This window comes from Rhizobium sp. K102 (assembly GCF_022385315.1).
In the GTDB taxonomy this organism is placed as follows: domain Bacteria; phylum Pseudomonadota; class Alphaproteobacteria; order Rhizobiales; family Rhizobiaceae; genus Rhizobium; species Rhizobium croatiense.
On record NZ_CP092433.1, the window covers coordinates 129761 to 151090 of the forward strand.

Here is a 21330-nt window from a genome sequence, read left to right on the forward strand (position 1 = left end):
GATTAAATTCGAATGATCGGGCTTCGCGAGACATTTTTTGTCACCCAGCCATTATATCCTCTGCCGTGCCCGCAGGGGATGCCGAAGCCGGCAACCTTCAGGCCTCCGTCAGCTGAAACGCGTCGCTTTCTCCTGCCACCAGTTCGAGTGGCCAGATCATGTTGCCACCGGCATCGGAATAGAATTCTCGATAGGCCGGCATGCGGGCGAGCAGCATTTGGCCGAGCGCGACGCCGAGATCGTAGAGCGACATGCGGAAGCAACTGAGCGAGGGCTGCAGAAATCGGGCGCGCGGGGCATCGCGGAAGCCGATCACCGCAAGGTCGCGGCCGGGCAGGACGCCGGATTCCATCAGGCGACGGTAGAGGCCGATCGCCATCAGCTCGTAGATCAGGATCACCGCCGTCGGCCGGTCCTCAAGCAGCAGCAGTTCATGGGCCGCCTGGTAGCCGCCCTGTTCGCTCGATTTGACGCGGATGACGAGCGACGGGTCGAAGGGAAGACCGTGCTGCTCGAGCGCACGGCGATAGCTCTCGACAAAGACGTAGCCGAGGTTGACCTCGCTCGACGGCGCCGTAATCGCGATCCGGCGGTGGCCGCGTGCGGCCAGCCGTTCGACGGCGCGCTCGGCGACGCCTTCGAAATCGAGGTCGATCCAGGGGAAGTTGCCGGCCGAAAGACTGCGCCCGACGGCGATGAACGGGATCCTTGCCCGCGACAGAAAATCGACACGGCGATCGACGCGCTGCATATTGGAGATGATCATCGCATCGACGACACGCCGCGCTACCATGCGCTTCAGATATTCGCACGCGTCTTCATCGCTCGGGCAGGGCAGCATAAGGAGGTCAAGCTTGTGGCGGGTAAAGACATGCTGCAGGCCGCTGGTGACGCCGAGGAAGAAGTTGTCAGCGTTTTCGACCGCCTCCGCGCTGGATTCGATCATCAGGCCGATAACCTTCGTCTCTCCTTGTCTCAGGCTGCGCCCCGACTGATTGGCGACATAGCCGAGCGCCTCGGCCGCCGCCAGCACCCGACGGCGCGTTTCCTCGTTGACATCCGGCCTGCCGTTCAGGGCGCGGGACACCGTGCCGATCGAAATAGCCAGGTGTTCGGCAAGCTGGCGGATTCCCTTCATCGGCTGCGATTCCCTCCTGGGCCGTAATTTCGCAGTTGGCCTCTATTGACACCGCAAAATGTTTTCGCCTACAGTCGTAAACGTTTACGGAGTGCGTGTCACGAGGAGAGTTGGCGCCATTCCCCGGAGGAAATCGTGAAATTCAGTGCCATTCTGTGCGGGTGCGGAGCTATGTCCAAAGGTTGGTTGCGTGCCATCGCGTCCAACCCTGATCTCGCCGATTCCATCGCCGTCGTCGGCCTCGTCGACCTCCACCGCGAGACGGCGGAACAGCTCGCCGCCGAGTTCGGCCTCGACAGCGCCGTCATCGGTTCGGATCTCTCCGACGTCATCGCGGCGACGAAGGCAGACCTGGTCTTCGACATCGTCATTCCATCCGCCCGTTACGATGTCGTGTCGACCGCACTCAAGGCCGGCTGCCATGTGCTCAGCGAAAAGCCGATGGCTGCCTCGCTCGCCGAGGGCGCCGCGCTTATCGATCTCGCCGCAGAGACCGGCCGCATCCACGCCGTCATCCAGAACCGCCGCTTCATCTCCGGCATCCGGCGCCTGCGCCGTTTCGTCGACAGTGGCGCGATCGGCGATCTCACCGGCATTCATTGCGACTTCTTCCTTGCGCCGCATTTCGGCGGTTTCCGCGAGGAGATGGACAACGTGCTGCTTCTCGACATGGCGATCCACACCTTCGATGCCGCGCGATACGTCGCCGACAGGAAGCCGCTCGCCGTCTATTGCGTCGAGCGCAATCCTGCGGGCTCGTGGTACCGGCACGGCGCCTCGGCCAATGCCATCTTCGAATTCTCCGACGACATCGTCTTCACCTATCGCGGCTCCTGGTGCGCCGAGGGCGAGCGCACCAGCTGGGAAAGCCAGTGGCGCCTCGTCGGCTCGAAGGGGATGCTGACCTGGGATGGCGAGGGGAGTTTCAGGGCGGCCGTCGCCGGCGGCGAGCCCGGCCTTCTGCGCGGAGCTGCCTCCGTAAACGTTCCCGGTCCGGAACACGATGCCGAAACGCACGGCCACGCCAGCGTCATCGCCGACTTCATCGCGGCGATCCGCACCGGCAAACAGCCCGAAACGGTCAATTCCGACAATATCAGAAGCCTCGCCATGGTCTTCGGTGCCATCGAAAGCGCCAAGACCGGCCGGCGCATCGAAATCTCAGCATAGGAAGACGTGACGTGAGCAACCCTGCAAAATCCATTCGCATCGGCACCATGGTCAGCGGCAATAAGGGCGATGCCGCCCAGCGCATCGGCCAGATTGCCGACCTCGGCTTCGAGAGCTTCGAGCCCTTCTTCTGGCAGACGACCAAGGGCCAGGATCTCGCCGAGCTCGGCAAACGCTGCCTCGACGCGATCGGCGATCGCGACGTCACCATCTCGACGCTCGGCATGTTCGGCAACCCGCTGGAAGAGAGCGCAATCGACCTCGAGACCCTGCAGGGCTGGAAAGACTGCATCGACAATGCCCATCATTTCGGCGCGACCTGCGTTGCCGGCTTCACCGGCCGCATCCGCGGCAAGCCGCTGACCGACAGCCTGCCGCGCTACAAGCAGATCTGGAGCGAGCTTGCCAAGCGTGCCGCCGACAAGGGCATCAGGATCGCCTTCGAGAATTGCGCCATGGACGGCAACTGGGAAAGCGGCGACTGGAACATCGCCCATAATCCGGATGCCTGGGAGCTGATCTTCAACGAGACGCCGGACGACCATATCGGGTTGGAATGGGAGCCGTGTCATCAGATGGTCTATCTGATCGACCCCATGCCGCAGATCCGCAAATGGGCGCACAAAATCTTCCACGTCCATGGCAAGGACGCGACCATCCGCTGGGAGGTCATCAAGGAACACGGCATCTTCGGCAAGGAGAAATTCGTCTTCATGCGCACGCCGGGCTTCGGCGACAGCAACTGGACCGACATCATTTCCGAGCTGCGGCTTGCCGGCTGGTCAGGCTCGATTGACATCGAAGGCTGGCACGACCCGGTCTACCGCGACGAACTGGAAATGACCGGCCAAGTCTATGCACTGAACCACCTCAAGCATGCCCGGGGCGGCGAATTCGTCGTCGATCCGGCCTGATGACATCGTTGCCGGGCAAGGAGGAATTGCCGGCGACGGGGATAACCACAAAGGAGGAGAACCATGGCTATCCGCAAATATACAATTCTCGGCGCTCTGGCGCTGGCAGGCGTTTCACTGTTCGGCCTCTCGGCCAACGCCGAGGACGTCACGCTGACGCTCTGGTCGCTCGATAAGGACACCCAGCCGGCGCCCAACCTCGTCAAGGAGTTCAACGCCCAGAACAACGGCATCAAGATCGAATACCGGCTGATCCAGTTCGACGACGTCGTCACCGAGGCGATGCGCGCCTATGCGACCGGCCAGGCGCCCGACATCATCGCCGTCGACAATCCGGAACATGCGATGTTCTCGTCGCGCGGCGCCTTCCTCGATCTCACCGACATGATCGCCAAGTCGACCGTCATCAAGCCGGATAATTATTTCCCCGGCCCGCTGAAATCGGTCGAATGGGACGGCAAATATTACGGTGTGCCGAAGGCGACGAACACGATCGCGCTCTACTACAACAAGGACATGTTCAAGGCGAAGGGCCTCGATCCGGCGAAGCCGCCGCAGACCTGGGACGAGCTGGTCGAGGATGCGCGCAAGCTGACCGACCCCGCCAAGAACGTCTACGGTCTCGCTTTCTCGGCCAAGGCCAATGAGGAGGGCACCTTCCAGTTCCTCCCCTGGGCCCAGATGGGCGGCGGCAGCTACGAGCATATCAATGCCGACGGCGCGGTGAAGGCGCTCGGGATCTGGAAGACGATCATGGACGAGAAGCTCGCTTCTCCCGACACGCTGACCCGCGGCCAGTGGGATTCGACCGGCACCTTCAACTCCGGCAACGCGGCCATGGCGATCTCCGGTCCCTGGGAACTCGACCGCATGACCCAGGAAGCGAAATTCGACTGGGGCGTCACCCTGCTTCCGGTTCCCAAGGAAGGGGCTGAACGCTCCTCGGCCATGGGCGATTTCAACTGGGCGATCTTCGCCAGCAGCAAACATCCGGCCGAAGCCTTCAAGGCGCTCGAATATTTCGCCTCGCAGGACGACAAGATGTTCAAGAATTTCGGCCAGCTTCCGGCCCGCTCCGACATCTCCATCCCCGAAAGCGGCCAGCCGCTGAAGGACGCCGCCCTCAAGGTCTTCCTCGAACAGCTGAAATACGCCAAGCCGCGCGGCCCCCATCCGCAATGGCCGAAGATCTCCAAGGCGATCCAGGACGCCATCCAGGCGGCACTGACCGGCCAGATGAGCCCGAAGGACGCGCTCGACCAGGCCGCGGACAAGATCAAGGCCGTACTTGGGTGAAGCTTGCTCCCTCTTCTCCCCGGCGGGGAGAAGATGCCCGAAGGGCAGATGAGGGGGTGAGGAGCGCAAGCGACGAACGTTCTGAACGCAAGTGAAGAACAGCAAACGCCGAGTTCGCCGCCCCCTCATCCGCCCTATCGGGCACCTTCTCCCCGCTGGGGAGAAGGGATAACTCAACCATTTCCTCCCGGCAGGGGCCGTCTTCCGCATCATGCGCCAGGCGGCCCCGATCGGAGCATCGGAGGACGCATGAAAAGGATCCTGATGAGCGTCAGGGATGGCCGCGGTTTCGATATCGTGCTCGTCGCTTTCCCGCTCGGCTTTCTGTTCCTGATGGCGGGGCTGCCGCTCATCTACAATGTAGTGATGAGTTTCCAGGAGGTCGACATGTTCAGCCTCGGGACCTTCTCGCGTCCTTTCGTCGGCTTCAAGAATTATACCGACCTCTTCGCGCAGCCGGAAACCCTGCCGATCCTCTATAACACCGTCATCTTCGTCACCGGCTCGATTGCCGGCCAGTTCCTGATCGGCTTCGGGCTGGCGCTGTTCTTTTGGGTCAATTTCCCCGGCGCCTCATGGATGCGCGGCCTGTTTCTCGTCTCCTGGGTGATGCCCGGGCTCGTCGTCGGCGCCATCTGGAACTGGATTCTGTCCGGCGATTTCGGCGTGCTGAACTTCATCCTCAGGGAAAGCGGCATCATCTCCGGCAATATCTTCTGGCGCTCGGACCCGCATTATTCGCTCTATGCCGTCATCATCGCCAATATCTGGCTCGGCACCTCGTTCAACATGATCCTGCTGTCCGTCGGTCTTGCCGGCATTCCCGCCGATCTCTACGAAGCGGCCGAACTCGACGGCGCCAATGTCTGGCAGCGTTTCTGGACGATCACGCTGCCGATGATGCGCTCGACGATCGGCGCGATCATCGCGCTCGGGCTGATCTTCACCCTGCAGCAGTTCGATCTTTTCGCCGCGATCACTTCGGGCGGGCCGAACAATTCGTCGAACGTCACGCAATATTGGGCCTGGGACCTCTCCTTCCGACAATATGATTTCGCCAAGGGCGCGACGATCTCCGTCATCATGATCGTCTTCGTCATGTTCGCCTCCGTCGTCTATGTCCGCTCCACACGCCATGAGGTGCGCGGATGAGCACGACCACGAACCGCGACCGGCTGATGCTGGCAATATCGATCGTCATGGCGGCGATCTATCTCTTCCCGCTCTATTGGATGTACATCACCGCGCTGAAAAGCGGCTCGGAGATGTTCGCCACGCCGCCGAGTTTCTGGCCGGCAGCACCCCAATGGAGCACCTACACCTATGTCTGGGAAAGCCGCGGCATGGGCCGCTATCTCTGGAATTCGCTGGTCATCGCGCTGGGCTCGGTAGCGCTGATCACGCTGCTCGGCGTCGGCTGCGCCTATGTGCTCGCCAGATACCGCAACGTCTGGGTGGATATCGGCCTGTTCCTGATCCTGATGCTGCAGGTCCTGCCAGCCTCGCTGATGATCACGCCGATCTTCGTCGGATTCTCGCAGATCGGCATGCTCTCTTATCCCAGGCTTGCCGTCATCATCGCGGTCGCGGCCAAGAGCATGCCCTTCTTCGTCATCCTGGTGCGCGCCACCTTCATGAGCGTTCCCCAGGAACTGGAAGAGGCGGCCCTCGTCGACGGCAATTCGCGCGTCGGCGCCTTCTTCAACATCGTGCTGCCGCTCGCCCGCAACGGCATCCTCGTCAGCGCCATCCTGATCTTCATGCAGGCCTTCGGCGAATTCGTCTATTCGAAGTCGATGATCCAGGCGGTCGACCTTCAGCCGGCAAGCGTCGGTCTCAACTCCTTCATGGGGCCGAACACCAACGAGTGGAACAACATCATGGCCTACGCGACGATGTATGTGACACCGATCCTCGCCATCTTCGTTCTCTTGCAGCGCCGCATCGTATCCGGCCTCACCTCTGGAGCCCTCAAATGACCACACAGATCGAGCTCAGAGGCGTCAACAAATATTACGGCGCCTTCCACGCCCTGAAGAACATCGACCTGTCGATCGCCAAGGGTACTTTCGTCGCGCTCGTCGGCCCTTCGGGCTGCGGCAAGTCCACATTGCTGCGCTCGCTTGCCGGTCTTGAAAGCATTTCGACCGGCGACCTCCGGATCGCCGGCGAGCTGATGAACGGCGTGCCGCCGCGCAAGCGCGACGTCGCCATGGTGTTCCAGTCTTATGCGCTCTATCCGCACATGACGGTCGAGGAAAACCTGACCTACAGCCTGCGCATTCGCGGCATCGCCAAAGCGGAAGCCAAGAAGGCGGCAGAGGAGGTGGCGGCGACAACCGGTCTTTCGCATCTCCTCAAGCGTTATCCGCGCGAACTTTCCGGCGGCCAGCGCCAGCGCGTCGCCATGAGCCGCGCCATCATCCGCCATCCCAAGGCCTTCCTGTTCGACGAGCCGCTGTCCAACCTCGATGCGGCGCTGCGTGTCCATATGCGCAAGGAAATCCGATCGCTGCACGACCGGCTGAACGCAACCTTCGTCTATGTCACCCACGACCAGGTCGAAGCGATGACCATGGCCGACCATGTGGTGGTGATGCGCGACGGCATCATCGAACAGCAGGGCGCACCGCTCGATCTCTACGACCGGCCGGCAAACCGGTTCGTTGCCGGCTTCATCGGTTCTCCAGCGATGAATTTCATTCCGGCGATCGTCGCCGACGACGGCAAGAGCCTGATCCTCGATTTCGGTGCCGTGAAGCAGAGGCTTGCCATCAACCGCGCCATCGAGCCCGGACGCAAGCTCATCGCAGGTGTCCGGCCTGAACATATCGAGGTTGTCGCTCCCGGGCAGGGCAGTCTCGACGTGCCGATTGCCTTCGTCGAATCGACCGGCTCCTCGACCTTCATCGTCGCGGCGACCGAGCCGGAACTGACGATCGTCGAGACGCGCCGCGACAGGGTCAAAACAGGAGACATGATCGGCCTTTCGGTCGACCCGGCTCAGATCCATCTCTTCGATGCATCGACGGACCGCCTGATATAACAACCGGTGGACAGGGGCGGCAGTCAGCTTCATAAAACCATCATCGGCCTCTGCGAAGGGAGTGCTTTCGCACGAGTCACTTGCGTTTCATCTGCAGCATCCGGATCTTCTCATGGCATCTTCCCCGATATCAGCGCGTCTTTCGCCGAACGCGTCGCCCCGCCTCGTCGTGCTTGCCGAAACGATCCTAAAGGCGGGCGAAACGGCCCGAGCCTCGCTGCGGCGGCGGACATCGGCAGAAATCCTGGCCAAGGCGCCGCGCGATTACCAGACCGAAATCGATGTCGCCGTCGAGCGGATCATTGTCGAGGAAATCACGAAGGCCTTTCCGGATTATGCCATCCAGGGCGAAGAGGCCGTCGGCAACCGCACCGGCGGGCCGGACACGCCGATCATCTACATCGACCCGATCGACGGCACCACCAATTACGCCTGGGGCGTTCCGCATTTCGGCATGACGATCGCCATCGCCGAAGGCGGCAGGCTGGTCGCCGGCGTCGTCTATGACGCCATGCAGGACGAGCTGTTCAGCGCCGAGCGCGGCGGCGGCGCCTATCTCGACGGCGAGCGCATCCGCTGCGCCGATGTCGGCGACATCGAAAACGTGCTTATCGGCGCCGGCCTGCCGATCCCCGGCCAGGTCAAGGCCGTCGCCGAAGAGACCTATTTCGACGCGATCAAACGGCTGATGGCCAACACCGCCGGTGTGCGCCGCCTCGGTTCGGCGGCGCTGTCGATCGCCTATGTCGCCTGCGGCCGGCTGGACGGCTTTTTCGAGGACGGGCTTTCGATCCATGACTTCGGTGCCTCGGCGCTGATGGTCGAAGAGGCGGGCGGCATCGTCACCCGTTTTTCCGGGGCCGAGGTCGACGGGAAGGGCGATATCCTCGCCGCCAGCAAGGCATTGCATCCCTGGCTCAAGGAAGGCTTTCTGGCAAAAGCATAGCCGTTTTAGACCGGCAGAAGTTGCCCGACCTCCGCACCGCCCTTTGCCGGCGCCGACTGGTAGATGAGCGCGTTGTCGCGGAAAACGAAGAAGCTCATGAAGCTCGGCTCGACCTTCATCCCCGCCTGCAAGCGATCGTCCGGCGCCACCATCGCCTTCAGGCGACTGCCGTCGGCAAGATCGATATCGACCATTTTATGAGTGCCGAAATCGACGGTGCGATGGACTGTGGCGGCATCCGGCCGGTCCGCGAGCCGGATCGTCAGCGCTTCCGGGCGGGCGGCAAGGGTCACCGGCCCGTCTTCGACCGGAACGGCCAGCGGAAAGAGCGGATGGTCGCAGACGCCGTTCCTTGTGTGGCTGTGGACGAAATTCATCGAGCCGATGAAACCGGCGACAAAGGCCGTCTGCGGCTGCCGATAGATGGTGCTCGGCGGCGCGATCTGCTCGGTGCATCCGTCGCGCATGACGACGATGCGGTCGGCAAGCGCCAGGGCCTCGTCCTGGCCGTGGGTGACGAAGAGGGTGGTTATGCCGAGGCGCTGCTGGATATCGCGCACTTCCTCCCTGAGCCTTTCGCGCAGGTGCTGATCGAGGCTGGCGAAAGGCTCGTCGAGCAGAAGGATCTTCGGCTCGAGCACCAGCGAGCGGGCAAGCGCCACGCGCTGCTGCTGCCCGCCCGACAATTGCGTCGTCATCCGGCGCCCATAATCGCCAAGGCCGACCAGCGTCAAAGCGTTCTCCACGCGCTCACGGATTTCGGACTTTGGCAGCCGGCGGAGCTTCAAGCCGAAGGCGATGTTGTCGAAGACATCCATATGCGTCCAGAGGGCATGGCTCTGGAACACCATGCCGGTCGGGCGTCGCTCGGGCGGCAGGCTCGTTACGTCCCCGGCATCGATGCGGATCGTTCCGCCGCTCGGCCGCTCGAAGCCACCGATCATCCTCAGAAGCGTAGACTTGCCGGAGCCGGATGGGCCGAGCAGGCAGACGAGCTCGCCGTCGCCGACTTCAAGGGAGAAGTCGCGAACGGCAAAACTGGTCCCGAACTGCTTCGAAACCCCTTCGATCGCCAGATGTGCCATGCTCAAATCCTTCCCTGTTTTGACGCGCGGCGCCTCACGCACCAAAACCTCTCGCAAAGGCGCCGGTGCCGACCACGCGGCGCGCAAACATCAGCGCGATGAAGGACGGCACCCACAGCATCACCGAGAGCACGGCGCCGTATTGCACGACGATCTGATTGTTGATGAAGCTGATCATCAGCACCGGCATGGTGCGGATCTGAGGCGCGCCGATCAACCAGGCGCCTTCGGTTTCGTAGAAGGTGCCGACGAAGGTCAGGAGCAGTGCGGCTGATATCGTCGGTGCGGCCTGCGGCAGCGTGATCGACCAGAAGACGCGCAGCGGCGTGGCACCCGCGTCGCGCGCCGCCTCCTCCATGCGCCGGTCGACATTCTGAAAGGCCGCCACCGGAATCCAGATCATCAGCATCAGCGTGCCGACGAGCTGGATCAACACGACGCCCCAGAAGGTGCTGATCAGGCCGAGCTGCAGGAAAATGCCGGCAATGGCGACGAGCAGGCCGAATTTCGGAAAGGCATGCAATGCGAGGAACGAGAGGAACAGGATGTCCCTGCCGGGAAAGCGCATGCGCGCGAAGGCGTAAGCCGCAGGAAGGCAGATGATGGCGGAAAGAACGGTCACCGTCGTCGTCAGGCGCAGGCTGAGGAGCAGCGCGTCCCAGACATCCGGACGCGCCAGCGTTTGACCCCAGAAACGCAGGCCGAACTGCTGCGGGATGACCGAGGGGTAACGCCAGACCTCGGTGAAGGCCCATGTGCCGACGACGATGAGCGGCAGCGCGATGAACAGGGTCAGCAGGCATGCGAAGACGAGGCCGATCCAATCGAAGCGGAGCGCGATGCCTGGTTTGGCCGTCCTCATGCGCGTGCCTCGCGGTTCTTTGCGATCGACCGGACATAGAAAATTCCGAAAAGCAGGCAGAAGCCGAATGTGATGACGGCTTGGGTCATCGCGTTCAGCGGGTCGTTCATGTCGGCGAAGGTGCGCTGCATGAACGGCCCCATCATTTCAGGTGATGCCGGGCCGAGCACATAGGGAAGGGTGAAGGCGGAGAAGATGCCGAGCACGGCGAAGGAGGCGGTCACCAGCAGGGAATTGCCCATGCGCGGCAGGATGATCGAGACGAAGACCCGAAGCGGCCTTGCGCCGACGTCGCGCGCGGCCTCAATGGCGCTGTTCGAGACGGAGGAAAGCCCGGCCGTCAGCATCAGCACCGCGAGCGGAAGATTGTCCCAGACGAGGCCGATGACCGGACCCCAGGGCGTCAGATAGGGCGTGCGCAGCTTGGGCAGGCCGACTGCGTTCAGCAGCAGGTCGACCGTGCCGTTCGGCCCGATCGTCCTGATCAGCGCATAGGCAAGGATGATCGACGGCACGAACATCGGAAAGATCGCCAGGGCCTGCACATAGGCGGCGAGCCTCCCTTGTGAAAACCTGAGGTAAAGCGCGATCGGAAGGCCGATCGCCAGCAACAGGACACCGCAGACGGCAGTGGTCCAGAGCGTCAGCCACAGATTGCCGAGGCTGTAGCCGTCGGTGAAGAAGAAACGATAGGAGGCGAGCGAGACCTCGGTCGCACCGTCAGGACCCCGAACGAGGATCGTGCCGACGACCGCCGAGAAGATCGGGAAGATGATCAGCCATACGAGCAGGAACACCGGCAGGGCAACGAGGAGGAGCCCGATCGAGCTCCCCCTGTTGATGAACCGGTGACGGCTGAGGGCCGCCGGCGCAGCATCGGCGGCGGACATCAGGTGCGGCTGATGCTCGGAGCGACGTTGCGGTACCAGCCGTCATTGATCGCCTTTTCCCAATCGCCGCTCGGGAAGGTCGGGATGGTCGACGGAATGACGTCGGTATATTTCTTGCGCAGGTCGTCGGAGATGTGGTCCCAGGAGACGGCGGGGAAGCCGCCGATCTGAGTGATGATCGCTTCCTGCATTTCCTTCGTCAGCATGAATGCGGCAAGTTGCAGGGCCGCGTCCTTGTTGGCGCCGTTCGAGAAGACCGTGATGCTGGAGAAACCGCCGCAAAGGGCGAGATCGCCGAGCTGCACCAGGCCGGTCGTGTCCGGCAGCACGCCCTGCGCAATCGCCTGCAGCACCTGATCCGACCAGACCGGCACCATGGTGACGACGCCCTGGGCGAGCAGCTGGATCGACTGCGTATTGCCGGCGGTATAGGCACCCTTGTCGTAGAGCGAGGGGGCGAGATCGCTGAGGATCTTCCAGGCCGGCGTCAGCGCGTCGGTGGCGAGGTCTGCGGTGAAATTGTCGACCTTGAACTTCTTCGGATCGCGACCGTTCACCTCATGGATCGCGCGGCGGACGAAGTTTCCGCCCGAGCCGCCCTTGTCGGGCCTGTTGTAGATGAACTGGCCGGGGTTGGCCTTGATCCACGCGGTCAGCTGATCCCAGCTCTTCGGCGCATTCTTCGGGTCGAGTTTGGTCGTGTCGTAGGCGAGAAGTACCTGCGAACCGCGATAGGGAAGCGAATAAGGAGTGTCGAGGGCGAGCGGGTTGATGCGATCGTAGCCTTCGATATTCTCGGCGGAGAATTTGACCCAGAGGCCGGCATTGATGCCGCCGGACGGCAGACGCGGATCGAACTGCTCGAAGAGGTCGGCCTGCGGATCGGTCTTCGTCTTCAGCGCCGCGAGCGCGCGGTCGGCGATGGCGCGCAGGCCGTTATTGTCGCCGGCATCGGTCACCTTCAGGGCAACGCCGGGATGCGCCTTTTCGAAGGCCGGGCGGATGATGTTGTTCCAGAGGTCGACGATGTTGGCATCCGAACCGCTGTAGAGGTCGATCGTTTCGGCTGCGGCCGATGCGAAAGGCGGAAGAGCCAGAAGACCGGCCGCAGCCGAGGATGTGATCAGAAATTCACGTCTATTCATAACCCATCTCCATCAGGTGTCGAGGCTCTGCCTCCGCGGGATTGTCCAAGGCTTTGCTAACGCCGGCGGGTAACATCGACATGACAGGAGCGGGCCTATTTGCAGGGAAATTGCACAGCTGTGCTTGTTTCCGCCTTATGGAAATCGGCGGCGCGAGACACTATCTCTGGGCAAACAAGGAGACACCCAATGACCGAAGAACGTGCAGTGCTCGCCGGCGGCTGCTTCTGGGGTATGCAGGACCTCATCCGCCGCTATAAGGGCGTGATTTCGACCCGCGTCGGCTATACCGGCGGCGATGTGCCGAATGCCACCTACCGCAACCACGGAACCCATGCCGAGGCGATCGAGATCATCTTCGATCCCGCCAGGATCAGCTATCGGGAAATCCTCGAATTCTTCTTCCAGATCCACGATCCGAGCACGCGCAACCGCCAGGGCAACGATGTCGGCTCGAGCTACCGCTCGGCGATCTTCTATACCAGCCCCGAGCAGGAGCGTGTCGCCAGGGATACGATCGCCGATGTCGACGCATCCGGCCTGTGGCCCGGCAAGGTCGTCACTGAAGTCGTGCCGGCCGGCGATTTCTGGGAGGCCGAGCCCGAGCATCAGGACTATCTGGAGCGCATCCCAAACGGCTATACCTGCCATTTCGTCCGGCCCGGCTGGAAGCTGCCGGCCCGCCAGAAGATCGCCTGATGCAATTCAGGCATGCCGGAAGGGACGCCGGCATGCATGGCTCCAGCCGTTTAGCGATTGGGTGATGGCCTGGTATGATCGGCAATGACGCGCACCATCTCGTCAATGTCGCGATTGTGAATTTCGTGTCCTCCGCCGGCAATCCGGTGCAGTCGCGCGTTCGGCGCGGCCTGGATGAAGGCCTCTCCGTGCTCGATCGGGAACAGCGGATCCGCTGTGCCGTGGATCGCGAGAACCGGCGCCTTGAGGTTGGACGCATGCAGGGCGGCGGCCTTGTCCCCGCTTAACAGCATGAAATGATTGGTCGCACTGACAAAGGACGTGGCGCGGCCCATGTCGCGCGCGATCAGCGAACTCGCCGCCTCGGCGTCGTGCGGATGCCTGGTGCCGGCCAGCATGGCTGAATCGCGACGCATGAAATCGGCAATGGTTTCAAGGTCCGACCAGTCGATGTGCTCGGCAGCGGCGGAATGTTCTTTGTAAGCCTTGGTCGAGGAGGGCAGGCCGTCGATCCCGATCGGGGAGGTGCTGATCAGAGTGAGGGTCAGCACGCGTCGGGGGTGGCGCAATGCGGCCTCTTGTGCGACGAAACCGCCCATCGACATGCCGACCAGATGCGCGGCTTCAATGCCATAGCCATCGAGCACGGCGATGGCGTCTTCGGACAGATCGCCAAACGAATAGCCTGGCTCACCCGGCGCATAATGCGTGGAAAGGCCGGTGTCACGCTGGTCGTAGCGGATGACGTAGCGTCCCCTGGCGGCAAGTTCCTCACAGAACTGTTCCGGCCACCACAGCATCGAGGACATCACTCCCATGATCAGCAGGACCGGTGCGCCGGCCGGGTCGCCGAAGGCCTGGGTCTGCAGTTTCGCACCTGTGAGTTCGACGATCTTTTCAGTGACGAGCGTTGATCCGGTCGTTTCCACGGCCTCAATCCTCCTGGTTGCAGACTGCAATTACTCTCCACCTTGCATAACTGATCCTAATATGCAATCTGTTTTCGCGTGACATGACACGCGTAACGGCCGCTTGGACTGCCCCATCCAACAAAGCAAGAGGGAAGCGTTATGGCGTTGGATCGCGCCGACTTTTACGATGCGGAATTGGCAAGACACAATCAGCACCTCAGGATTGCCGCCGGCGTCGGCTCGGGTGATCGAGTGCTCGATATCGGCTGCGGTGCAGGACAGACGACGCGCGAGGCCGCCCGCGCCGCAAGGCAGGGAGAAGCGGTCGGTGTGGACGTTTCGGCTGAAATGCTCGAGATCGCAAGGCGACGGAGTGCCGCGGAGGGTTTGCGAAATGTGGTTTTCGAGGCGAACGCGCAGTTCCACGCCTTCCTGCCAGCCAGGTTCGACCTCTGTATCAGCCGGTTCGGCGTGATGTTTTTTGCCGATCCGGCGGCGGCATTTGCCAATATCGGCCGAGCGATGCGGCCGGGCGGGCGTATCGTTTGGATGGTGTGGCAGAGCCGGGAGCGCAACGCCTGGTCCGGCGCCATCCGTCAGGCCCTGGCGCCTGAAACTGCCGTTTCCCCAGGTGCCCCCGATCCGTTTTCGCTGGGCGATCCAACCGTCGCAACGGAGCTTCTCAGCGCAGCAGGCTTTGTCTCGATCGACTTTGCCGAGGTGCGGGAGCCGGTCTTCTACGGATCGAACGTCGAAGCGGCGCTTGAGGCGCTCATCGGCCTCTATCTTGTGAAGGACGCGCTCGCACAAACCGCTGAACCGCCAGACCAACCGCTGCAGCGGCTGCGCGATCTACTGGAGGCGCATATGACGCCGGAGGGTGTGTTGTTCGACTCGCAGGCGTGGATCATCACCGCTCGCCGAGCGGCGGGATAGGCAGAGGAGCCGGGTAGGCTTCGCCCTTCACCCCATGGTCAGCGCCGTCACGTCTCAATAGCGAGGTATGTAGTCCAGGCCGGCGTCGATCCGGGCCGGACGCCCGTTCAGAGAAAGCTCGCCGATACGCGGCGCCGTGCGGGCGACGACCTTGCCGCGGCGGATCACCGCCAGCCGGTTCGGCTTCAGCCGCAGCGCCTCCAGCGGATCGTTTGCCTGGAGAATGACGAGGTCGGCATTGGAACCTTTCTCCAGCCCGTAACCTGCAAGCCCCATCGTCTTCGCCGAATTGACGGTCAGCGCGTCGAAGATTCTCTTCTTGTCGTCGATACCGGCCATCTGGGCGACATGGATCGCCATGTGGCCGACCTCCAGCATGTCGCCGGACCCCATCGAATACCAGGGATCCATGACGCAATCGTGCCCGAAGGAGACGTTCAGCCCGGCATCCATCAACTCGCGGATCCGGGTCATGCCACGGCGTTTCGGATAGGTGTCGTGCCGGCCCTGCAGCATGATGTTGATCAGCGGATTGGGGATCACGTTGATCTGAGCCTCCGCCATCAGTGGGATGAGCTTGGAAACATAATAATTGTCCATCGAATGCATCGAGGTCAGATGCGAGCCGGCGACACGTCCTTGCAGGCCGAAGCGGATGGTTTGCGCAGCCAGCGTCTCGATATGGCGCGAGAGCGGATCGTCGGTTTCGTCGCAATGCATATCGACCGGCAGGCCGCGATCGGCGGCGATGCGGCAGAGCGCCTCGACCGACGCCGTGCCGTCGCCCATCGTCCGTTCGAAGTGAGGAATGCCACCGACGATATCGACGCCCATATCGAGCGCCCGGTTGAGCGCGTCGATCGCCCCCGGCGAGCGGTAATAACCGTCCTGGGGAAAGGCGACCAGTTGCAGATCGATATACGGCGCGACCCTTTCGCGGACTTCGATCATCGCCTCGACGGTCACCAGTCTGGGATCACTCGTATCGACATGGCTGCGGATGAAAAGCAGGCCTTGCGTGACCGCGAGATCGCAATAGCGCAGCGCGCGGTCGACCAATTCTTCCTTCGTGACGATCGGGCGCAGCTCTCCCCAGAGCGCGATACCTTCGAGCAGCGTACCCGACACGTTCATCCGCGGCAGGCCGAGCGATAGCGTGGCGTCCATGTGAAAATGCGGATCGACGAAAGGCGGGCTGACCAGCCTGCCGGTTGCATCGATTTCCTCCGGCGCCTGCGCCTGCAGATTGCGCTCGACGGCAATGATCCTGTCGCCCTCAATGCCGATGTCGATGCCGGTTCGGCCATCAGGGAGATTTGCGTTTCTGACGATTAGATCGAACATCGGAACCTCGTGGGAAAGGCGGCTTCACCGCTCACCGCGACGATAGGGCTGCATCAGCGCCTGCGGAACGCGGGCGCGGCGGGCCATGATGGCGAGAGCCGCAATGGACAGGATATAGGGCGTCATCAGGAAGAGCTGATAGGGTACAAGTCCGCTTAACGCCGTTTGCAGCCGAAGCTGAAAGGCATCGAAGAAGGCGAAGAGCAAGGCCCCGAACAGCGCGCGGCCCGGCCGCCAGGAGGCGAACACGACAAGCGCGATGCAGATCCAGCCGCGCCCCTGCACCATGGTCGGGAAGAAGCTGTTGAACGCCGACAATGTCAGGAAAGCACCGCCCATTCCCATCAGCGCGCTGCCGATGATGACTGCACCGTATCGCACCCTCATCGGATTGACGCCCTGGGCTTCCGCTGCATGCGGATTTTCACCGGTCATGCGGATTGCGAGCCCCACGGGCGTTCGGAAGATGATGTAGGCCATCAAGAGGGCGATAGAGATCGCAAGATAGGTCGGCGCCGTCTGCGTGAAGAAGGCCGGGCCGATGAATGGCAGCGTCGAGAGACCGGGAATGACGATCGGCTGGAACGGCACGATGGTCGGCGGCGTATTGGCAAGCGGCACGATCAGCCGGAAGACATAATAGCTGAAGCTGGAGGCAAAGAGCGTGACGCCTAGACCGGAGACATGCTGGGAGAGCCCGAGCGTCACCGTCAGCGACGCGTGCAGCAGGCCGAAGATCCCGCCGGCGACCGCGGCAATCAGCAGGCCGGTCCACAGGTCGGCGCCATGATAGACGGAAAGCCAGCCGATCATCGCGCCGAAGGTCATGATGCCTTCGATGCCGAGATTGAGCACGCCGGCCCGTTCGCACAGCAAAGCGCCGAGCGTGCCGAAAATCAGCGGCGTGGCGATCCGCAGGACTGCCGCCCATAGCCCGGCGGAGGCGATGATATCGAACAACTGCGTCATCGCCTTATCCTGTACTGGGTGAAGAACAATGCGATCAGCATCGTCAGCAGCGACAGCGCCACCGTAACGTCGGCAATATAGGTCGGGATGCCGAGACCCCGGCTCATGCCGTCGGCGCCGACGAACATCGTGGCCGTAAATATGGCGGCGAAGACGACGCCGAGCGGATTGAGATTGGCAAGCATCGCGACGACGATGCCGGCATAGCCGAAACCGGGCGACAGGTCTGTGGTCACATAGCCCTTGACGCCCATTACCTCGATCGCACCGGCGAGCCCCGCAAGCCCGCCCGAGAGACAGGCGACCTTCACCAGCGTCTTGCCGAGCGGCACGCCTGCGAAGACCGCGCCGGCGGGATTGAGGCCTGCTGCGCGGCACTGCATGCCGAACACCGTGCGGGACTGGACGAAGTGGACGATGATCGCCAGGGCGATCGCAATCGCCAAACCGATATGCAGGCGCGAGCGGGCGATCAGCTTCGGCAGCATGGCATGATCGCTGACGGATTGCGACTGCGGCCAGCCGAAGGCGAGCGGGTCCTTGAGGACGCCATCGATCAGCATCGAGACGAAAAGCACGGCGATGAAATTCATAAGCAGGCTGGTGACGACCTCATCGACGGAAAAGCGCAGTCTCAGCCACAGCGGGAGCAAAATCAGCACCATGCCGGCGATGGCGCCGATCAGCAGCAGCAGTGGAATAAGAATGGGTGCCGGAAGAGCGCCGAGTAGTTTCGAGCTTGCCGCCGCAACGGCGATGGCCCCGAGATAGAACTGGCCCTCGGCGCCGATATTCCAAAGCCGCACCCGGAAGGCGACGGCGGCGGCAAGTCCGGTCAGCATCAGCGGTGTTGCCCGCGTCAGTGTTTCGGTCGCCGAAAGCCGCGAGCCGAAGGCGCCGGTCAGAATGCGCCAATAGGCATCGAGGACAGGCGCGCCGGCGATCGAGATCAAGATGCCCGCCAGCGCCAGCGCCGCGATGATGGCGATAACGGGTGTGGCGATCAGCAGGTAAAGCGGGCGGTGCTCGCGGCGCTCAAATCGCATGATCGGCCTCGCGGGTCTCTTGCCATTCGCCGGCCATCATCAGCCCCAGCCTGCGGGCGTCGGCGCTATCGGCGTCGATGGGCGGCGACAGCCGGCCGCCGACGATCGCCTGTATGCGGTCTGCGAGCGCGATCACCTCGTCAAGATCCTCCGAGATCAGCAGCACCGCAGTCCCCTGCCGGCGGGCTTCCAGCAGGCGCGCATGCACGGCGGCCACGGCCCCTTCGTCGAGGCCGCGGGCAGGCTGAGCGGCAATCAGAATGCGCGGCCGCCGATAGAGGTTGCGCCCGAGTATGAGCTTTTGCATATTGCCGCCGGACAGCAGCCGCGTGCGGATCGCCGGGCCGCCGCCGCGAACGTCGAAGCCGTCGATGATCTCTCTCGCAAAGGCCATGCCGGCCTTGCGGTTGACGAGGCCGTGACGCGAGAAGGCCGGGGAGGCGATCCGCTCCAGCACGGCGTTTTCCCAGATAGCCATTTCCCCGATCACGCCCTCATGGTTGCGGTCCTCGGGAATGCGGCCGATGCCGGCTTCGACGACATCGGCGACGCCAAGATCGCCGACCCCTTCGCCGAACAGCCTGAGGTTGCCGCTGCTGCGCGCCAGCGTGCCGGAAAGAAGATGCGCCAATGCCGCCTGACCGTTGCCCGAGACGCCGATAATGCCGAGGATCTCTCCCTGATGTAGCCGGAAGCTGATCGATTTGAGGCGATCGATGCCGCCGGTTCGCACGGAAACGCCTGAAGCCTCGAGTGCAACATCGCCGGGTGTCGACGGTTCGCGCACGGGCCGCATCACGCGGTGTCCGACCATCAGCTCGGCGAGTTCCGCCTTGCTGGTTTCCGACGCCCGGCGTTCGGCGACCATCCTGCCTGCGCGCAGCACAACGATGCGGTCAGCCGCCGCCATCACCTCGTCGAGCTTATGCGAGATGAAGATCAGCGACAGGCCCTGGCGGGCCATTTCCTTCAGGGTCGTGAACAGCCGCTCGGCTTCGATGTTGGTCAGCACCGCCGTCGGCTCATCGAGGATCAAGATGCGGGCATCATTGTAGAGCGCCTTGAGGATTTCCACTCTTTGCTGCTCGCCGACCGAAAGGTCGCCAAGGCGGGCATCCGGATCGACCTGGAGACCCAAGCGCCCCGAAATCGCCAGGAGCTTCTTGCGCGCCGCCGATGTTGCCGATCGCCAGGACCAAAGGCCTTCCGTGCCGGTCATGACGTTTTCGAGAACGGTCAGATTGGGTGCGAGCGAGAAATGCTGATGCACCATGCCGACGCCGGCGCGGATTGCCGCGCGCGGCCTGCCCTGCGGCAGCTCGGCGCCGTCGATCAGAATTCGGCCGGCATCCGGCATGTAGTGGCCAAAAAGGATGTTCATCAGCGTAGTTTTGCCTGCGCCGTTCTCGCCGAGCAGGGCGACGACCTCGCCTTTGGCCAGCGTCATGGAAATATTGTCATTGGCAAGATTGGCGCCGAAACGTTTGCTGACGCCGACAATTTCCAGAACGGGCCCGGTCATGACGGCAACCCCGCCACCGGAAAACGGTGCTGCCATCGCCCCTCCGCCTCCAGGCGTGCCGCAAGCGACAAAAGCCCCGGCTCGCGACCCATCGGCATCATCAGCTGCACCGGCAGCGGCATGGCATGCTCATCCTGTCCGAAAGGCAGCGTCAAAGCAGGAAAACCGGAAACATTGGCAAGGCAGGCAAGCGGCGCAAACGCAGTCATTCGCTCCAGATGCAGATCGGTGTCGGCATGATCGGACGGAAAGGAGCCAATCGCAAGAGGCGCGCAGGCGAGCATCGGCATAACGATGCAGTCGACTTTGTCGAACAGCTCCCAGAGGGCGTGGCTCACCAGGACAGCATCATTCAGCGTTTTCCAGAGCTCGGTGGCCGTGAGCGCTCGTCCGCGTACCGCGAACGCCTGCGTGAGGGGCTCAGCCCTGCCTTCCTCGAGCGCCGCCGCCTTGATCAGCGCGGCGAGGTTGACGGAAACGATATCGGCGAAGGCATGGCTGCTGGCGGCAACACTCCATTCGAAATCGGCCCAGGTCAATGGAACGATGGCGTGCCCATCCGCCTCGAGCGCACGTGCCGCGTCCGCGACGGCTGCAAGGCGATTGCCCTCCGTCGGATGGGCCGGTCCTGTATCGGTCAACAGGCCGATCCGCAAACGGCCGGTGTCGAAATCGGCGGGAGAGGGATCCGGAAGGGGTCCGCGTGCATTGCCGCTTAGCCGGTCGAAGATCAATGCCGCATCCCGCACCGAGCGGCAGACCGCCAGTTCGCTCGCAATGCCGGCAAGATGATTGCCGAAAGATGGTCCGCCGGGGATGGCGCCGCGGGTCGGCTTCATTCCGACAAGGCCGCAACAGGCGGCGGGCACGCGGATCGAGCCGCCGGCGTCGGTGGCATGGGCAATCGCCGCGATCCCGGCGGCAACGGCTGCCGCCGCACCGCCCGACGAGCCGCCGGCGGTTCGGGCCGGATCGAGCGGGTTGCGACAGACGGGCCCGATTGCCGGTTCGCTGGCGAGCGAGAGGCCGAATTCTGGGCTCGTCGTCAGGCCGAACAGACAGAAGCCCGCCTCGCGGAACCGCGAAGCGAGATCGGAGTCGGCTCCGCCGCCTTTTCTCTCAAAGAGGCGGGAACCGGCCGTTACCGGCAGTCCGCGGAAGGGACCGCCAAGATCCTTCGCCAAGGTCGGCACGCCGGCAAAGGGCCGCGCCGAAAAACGCTCCGGCGCGCGCTGCCGTTCCTCGTCGCAGGCCTTTGCGGCCGCGAGACCCATGGCGCCGTCGAGATAGGCGATTGCGCCGAGCGGCTCAAGCCGCGCGGCTGCCTCGATGGAAAGCTGCATCGCTTCTGCGGCGCTCAGGCTGCCATGCCTGAGCGCCGCCGCCAATTCCGTCGCGTCGCCCTGCATCA

At 63.0% G+C, this 21330-nt stretch carries 20 protein-coding genes; 9 read left to right on the forward strand and 11 right to left on the reverse strand.

Annotated elements, in window-relative coordinates; translation table 11 throughout:
- Window positions 1–97: 97 nt before the first annotated feature.
- A complete protein-coding gene (locus MHI61_RS02595; protein ID WP_239789280.1) occupies window positions 98–1138 on the reverse strand; it encodes a substrate-binding domain-containing protein in 1041 nt (346 codons plus the stop codon).
- Window positions 1139–1273: 135 nt separating this feature from the next.
- Between MHI61_RS02595 and MHI61_RS02600 the strand changes: the two genes are divergently transcribed.
- The 7 genes from MHI61_RS02600 to MHI61_RS02630 all read left to right on the forward strand — a co-directional run bounded on the left by MHI61_RS02600 (window position 1274) and on the right by MHI61_RS02630 (window position 8510).
- On the forward strand, window positions 1274–2308 hold the full coding sequence (locus MHI61_RS02600) for a Gfo/Idh/MocA family oxidoreductase (protein WP_239789281.1): 1035 nt from the start codon (window positions 1274–1276) through the stop codon (window positions 2306–2308).
- 11 nt (window positions 2309–2319) lie between these two features.
- Window positions 2320–3222 carry a sugar phosphate isomerase/epimerase gene (locus MHI61_RS02605; protein ID WP_239789282.1) on the forward strand — a complete coding sequence of 301 codons (903 nt, stop codon included), beginning with the start codon at window positions 2320–2322 and terminating at the stop codon, window positions 3220–3222.
- 63 nt (window positions 3223–3285) lie between these two features.
- Window positions 3286–4518: a sugar ABC transporter substrate-binding protein gene (locus MHI61_RS02610; RefSeq protein WP_239789283.1), complete on the forward strand. Its 1233-nt coding sequence runs from the start codon at window positions 3286–3288 to the stop codon at window positions 4516–4518.
- Window positions 4519–4767: 249 nt separating this feature from the next.
- Window positions 4768–5670, forward strand: a complete 903-nt coding sequence (locus MHI61_RS02615) for a sugar ABC transporter permease (RefSeq protein ID WP_003595640.1) — start codon at window positions 4768–4770, stop codon at window positions 5668–5670.
- Window positions 5667–6497: a carbohydrate ABC transporter permease gene (locus tag MHI61_RS02620; RefSeq protein WP_010031033.1), complete on the forward strand. Its 831-nt coding sequence runs from the start codon at window positions 5667–5669 to the stop codon at window positions 6495–6497. The genes MHI61_RS02615 and MHI61_RS02620 overlap by 4 nt, the downstream gene beginning before the upstream one ends.
- A complete protein-coding gene (locus tag MHI61_RS02625) occupies window positions 6494–7564 on the forward strand; it encodes an ABC transporter ATP-binding protein (protein ID WP_239789284.1) in 1071 nt (356 codons plus the stop codon). The genes MHI61_RS02620 and MHI61_RS02625 overlap by 4 nt, the downstream gene beginning before the upstream one ends.
- 112 nt (window positions 7565–7676) lie before the next feature.
- Window positions 7677–8510, forward strand: a complete 834-nt coding sequence (locus MHI61_RS02630) for an inositol monophosphatase family protein (protein WP_239789285.1) — start codon at window positions 7677–7679, stop codon at window positions 8508–8510.
- Between the two features lie 5 nt (window positions 8511–8515).
- Here the strand turns inward: MHI61_RS02630 and MHI61_RS02635 are convergent, their stop codons facing one another.
- Genes MHI61_RS02635 through MHI61_RS02650 form a run of 4 tightly spaced genes read right to left on the reverse strand, consistent with a single transcriptional unit; the run spans window position 8516 to window position 12492 of the window.
- Window positions 8516–9595, reverse strand: coding sequence for an ABC transporter ATP-binding protein (locus tag MHI61_RS02635; RefSeq protein ID WP_239789286.1), 1080 nt, complete (start codon window positions 9593–9595; stop codon window positions 8516–8518).
- 34 nt (window positions 9596–9629) lie between these two features.
- The gene (locus MHI61_RS02640) at window positions 9630–10457 is read right to left on the reverse strand and encodes an ABC transporter permease subunit (RefSeq protein WP_239789287.1); all 828 of its coding nucleotides are present in this window, start codon (window positions 10455–10457) and stop codon (window positions 9630–9632) included.
- Window positions 10454–11347, reverse strand: coding sequence for an ABC transporter permease subunit (locus MHI61_RS02645; protein WP_239789288.1), 894 nt, complete (start codon window positions 11345–11347; stop codon window positions 10454–10456). Before MHI61_RS02645 ends, MHI61_RS02640 begins: the two co-directional genes overlap by 4 nt.
- The gene (locus MHI61_RS02650) at window positions 11347–12492 is read right to left on the reverse strand and encodes an extracellular solute-binding protein (RefSeq protein WP_239789289.1); all 1146 of its coding nucleotides are present in this window, start codon (window positions 12490–12492) and stop codon (window positions 11347–11349) included. Before MHI61_RS02650 ends, MHI61_RS02645 begins: the two co-directional genes overlap by 1 nt.
- Window positions 12493–12681: 189 nt before the next feature.
- Here MHI61_RS02650 and msrA point away from each other — a divergent pair, with 189 nt between their 5' ends.
- Window positions 12682–13191 (forward strand): peptide-methionine (S)-S-oxide reductase MsrA, encoded by a 510-nt coding sequence (gene msrA / locus MHI61_RS02655; RefSeq protein WP_239789290.1) that lies wholly within the window; start codon window positions 12682–12684, stop codon window positions 13189–13191.
- A gap of 50 nt (window positions 13192–13241) precedes the next feature.
- Here msrA and MHI61_RS02660 read toward each other — a convergent pair whose 3' ends face one another.
- On the reverse strand, window positions 13242–14009 hold the full coding sequence (locus MHI61_RS02660) for an alpha/beta hydrolase (protein WP_239789404.1): 768 nt from the start codon (window positions 14007–14009) through the stop codon (window positions 13242–13244).
- Between the two features lie 252 nt (window positions 14010–14261).
- Between MHI61_RS02660 and MHI61_RS02665 the strand changes: the two genes are divergently transcribed.
- On the forward strand, window positions 14262–15038 hold the full coding sequence (locus MHI61_RS02665; RefSeq protein ID WP_239789291.1) for a class I SAM-dependent methyltransferase: 777 nt from the start codon (window positions 14262–14264) through the stop codon (window positions 15036–15038).
- Window positions 15039–15092: 54 nt separating this feature from the next.
- Here the strand turns inward: MHI61_RS02665 and MHI61_RS02670 are convergent, their stop codons facing one another.
- The 5 genes from MHI61_RS02670 to MHI61_RS02690 are packed head-to-tail and all read right to left on the reverse strand — an operon-like array spanning window position 15093 to window position 21328.
- Window positions 15093–16382, reverse strand: coding sequence for an amidohydrolase family protein (locus MHI61_RS02670; protein WP_239789292.1), 1290 nt, complete (start codon window positions 16380–16382; stop codon window positions 15093–15095).
- Between the two features lie 24 nt (window positions 16383–16406).
- Window positions 16407–17351 (reverse strand): ABC transporter permease, encoded by a 945-nt coding sequence (locus MHI61_RS02675; RefSeq protein ID WP_239789293.1) that lies wholly within the window; start codon window positions 17349–17351, stop codon window positions 16407–16409.
- Window positions 17348–18397 carry an ABC transporter permease gene (locus MHI61_RS02680; RefSeq protein ID WP_239789294.1) on the reverse strand — a complete coding sequence of 350 codons (1050 nt, stop codon included), beginning with the start codon at window positions 18395–18397 and terminating at the stop codon, window positions 17348–17350. The genes MHI61_RS02675 and MHI61_RS02680 overlap by 4 nt, the downstream gene beginning before the upstream one ends.
- A complete protein-coding gene (locus tag MHI61_RS02685) occupies window positions 18387–19919 on the reverse strand; it encodes an ABC transporter ATP-binding protein (RefSeq protein ID WP_239789405.1) in 1533 nt (510 codons plus the stop codon). The genes MHI61_RS02680 and MHI61_RS02685 overlap by 11 nt, the downstream gene beginning before the upstream one ends.
- Complete coding sequence (locus tag MHI61_RS02690) at window positions 19916–21328, reverse strand: amidase (protein WP_239789295.1); 1413 nt, start codon at window positions 21326–21328, stop codon at window positions 19916–19918. The genes MHI61_RS02685 and MHI61_RS02690 overlap by 4 nt, the downstream gene beginning before the upstream one ends.
- Window positions 21329–21330: the final 2 nt, after the last annotated feature.

What these genes read in the sequence shown, in the direction of transcription:
- MHI61_RS02595 (WP_239789280.1), bottom strand. Translation starts at nt 1,138, where the DNA reads ATGAAGGGAATCCGCCAGCTTGCCGAACACCTGGCTATTTCGATCGGC.
- MHI61_RS02610 (WP_239789283.1), top strand. Translation starts at nt 3,286, where the DNA reads ATGGCTATCCGCAAATATACAATTCTCGGCGCTCTGGCGCTGGCAGGC.
- MHI61_RS02615 (WP_003595640.1), top strand. Translation starts at nt 4,768, where the DNA reads ATGAAAAGGATCCTGATGAGCGTCAGGGATGGCCGCGGTTTCGATATC.
- MHI61_RS02620 (WP_010031033.1), top strand. Translation starts at nt 5,667, where the DNA reads ATGAGCACGACCACGAACCGCGACCGGCTGATGCTGGCAATATCGATC.
- MHI61_RS02625 (WP_239789284.1), top strand. Translation starts at nt 6,494, where the DNA reads ATGACCACACAGATCGAGCTCAGAGGCGTCAACAAATATTACGGCGCC.
- MHI61_RS02630 (WP_239789285.1), top strand. Translation starts at nt 7,677, where the DNA reads ATGGCATCTTCCCCGATATCAGCGCGTCTTTCGCCGAACGCGTCGCCC.
- MHI61_RS02635 (WP_239789286.1), bottom strand. Translation starts at nt 9,595, where the DNA reads ATGGCACATCTGGCGATCGAAGGGGTTTCGAAGCAGTTCGGGACCAGT.
- MHI61_RS02640 (WP_239789287.1), bottom strand. Translation starts at nt 10,457, where the DNA reads ATGAGGACGGCCAAACCAGGCATCGCGCTCCGCTTCGATTGGATCGGC.
- MHI61_RS02645 (WP_239789288.1), bottom strand. Translation starts at nt 11,347, where the DNA reads ATGTCCGCCGCCGATGCTGCGCCGGCGGCCCTCAGCCGTCACCGGTTC.
- MHI61_RS02650 (WP_239789289.1), bottom strand. Translation starts at nt 12,492, where the DNA reads ATGAATAGACGTGAATTTCTGATCACATCCTCGGCTGCGGCCGGTCTT.
- msrA (WP_239789290.1), top strand. Translation starts at nt 12,682, where the DNA reads ATGACCGAAGAACGTGCAGTGCTCGCCGGCGGCTGCTTCTGGGGTATG.
- MHI61_RS02660 (WP_239789404.1), bottom strand. Translation starts at nt 14,009, where the DNA reads ATGGGAGTGATGTCCTCGATGCTGTGGTGGCCGGAACAGTTCTGTGAG.
- MHI61_RS02665 (WP_239789291.1), top strand. Translation starts at nt 14,262, where the DNA reads ATGGCGTTGGATCGCGCCGACTTTTACGATGCGGAATTGGCAAGACAC.
- MHI61_RS02670 (WP_239789292.1), bottom strand. Translation starts at nt 16,382, where the DNA reads ATGTTCGATCTAATCGTCAGAAACGCAAATCTCCCTGATGGCCGAACC.
- MHI61_RS02675 (WP_239789293.1), bottom strand. Translation starts at nt 17,351, where the DNA reads ATGACGCAGTTGTTCGATATCATCGCCTCCGCCGGGCTATGGGCGGCA.
- MHI61_RS02680 (WP_239789294.1), bottom strand. Translation starts at nt 18,397, where the DNA reads ATGCGATTTGAGCGCCGCGAGCACCGCCCGCTTTACCTGCTGATCGCC.
- MHI61_RS02685 (WP_239789405.1), bottom strand. Translation starts at nt 19,919, where the DNA reads ATGACCGGGCCCGTTCTGGAAATTGTCGGCGTCAGCAAACGTTTCGGC.
- MHI61_RS02690 (WP_239789295.1), bottom strand. Translation starts at nt 21,328, where the DNA reads ATGCAGGGCGACGCGACGGAATTGGCGGCGGCGCTCAGGCATGGCAGC.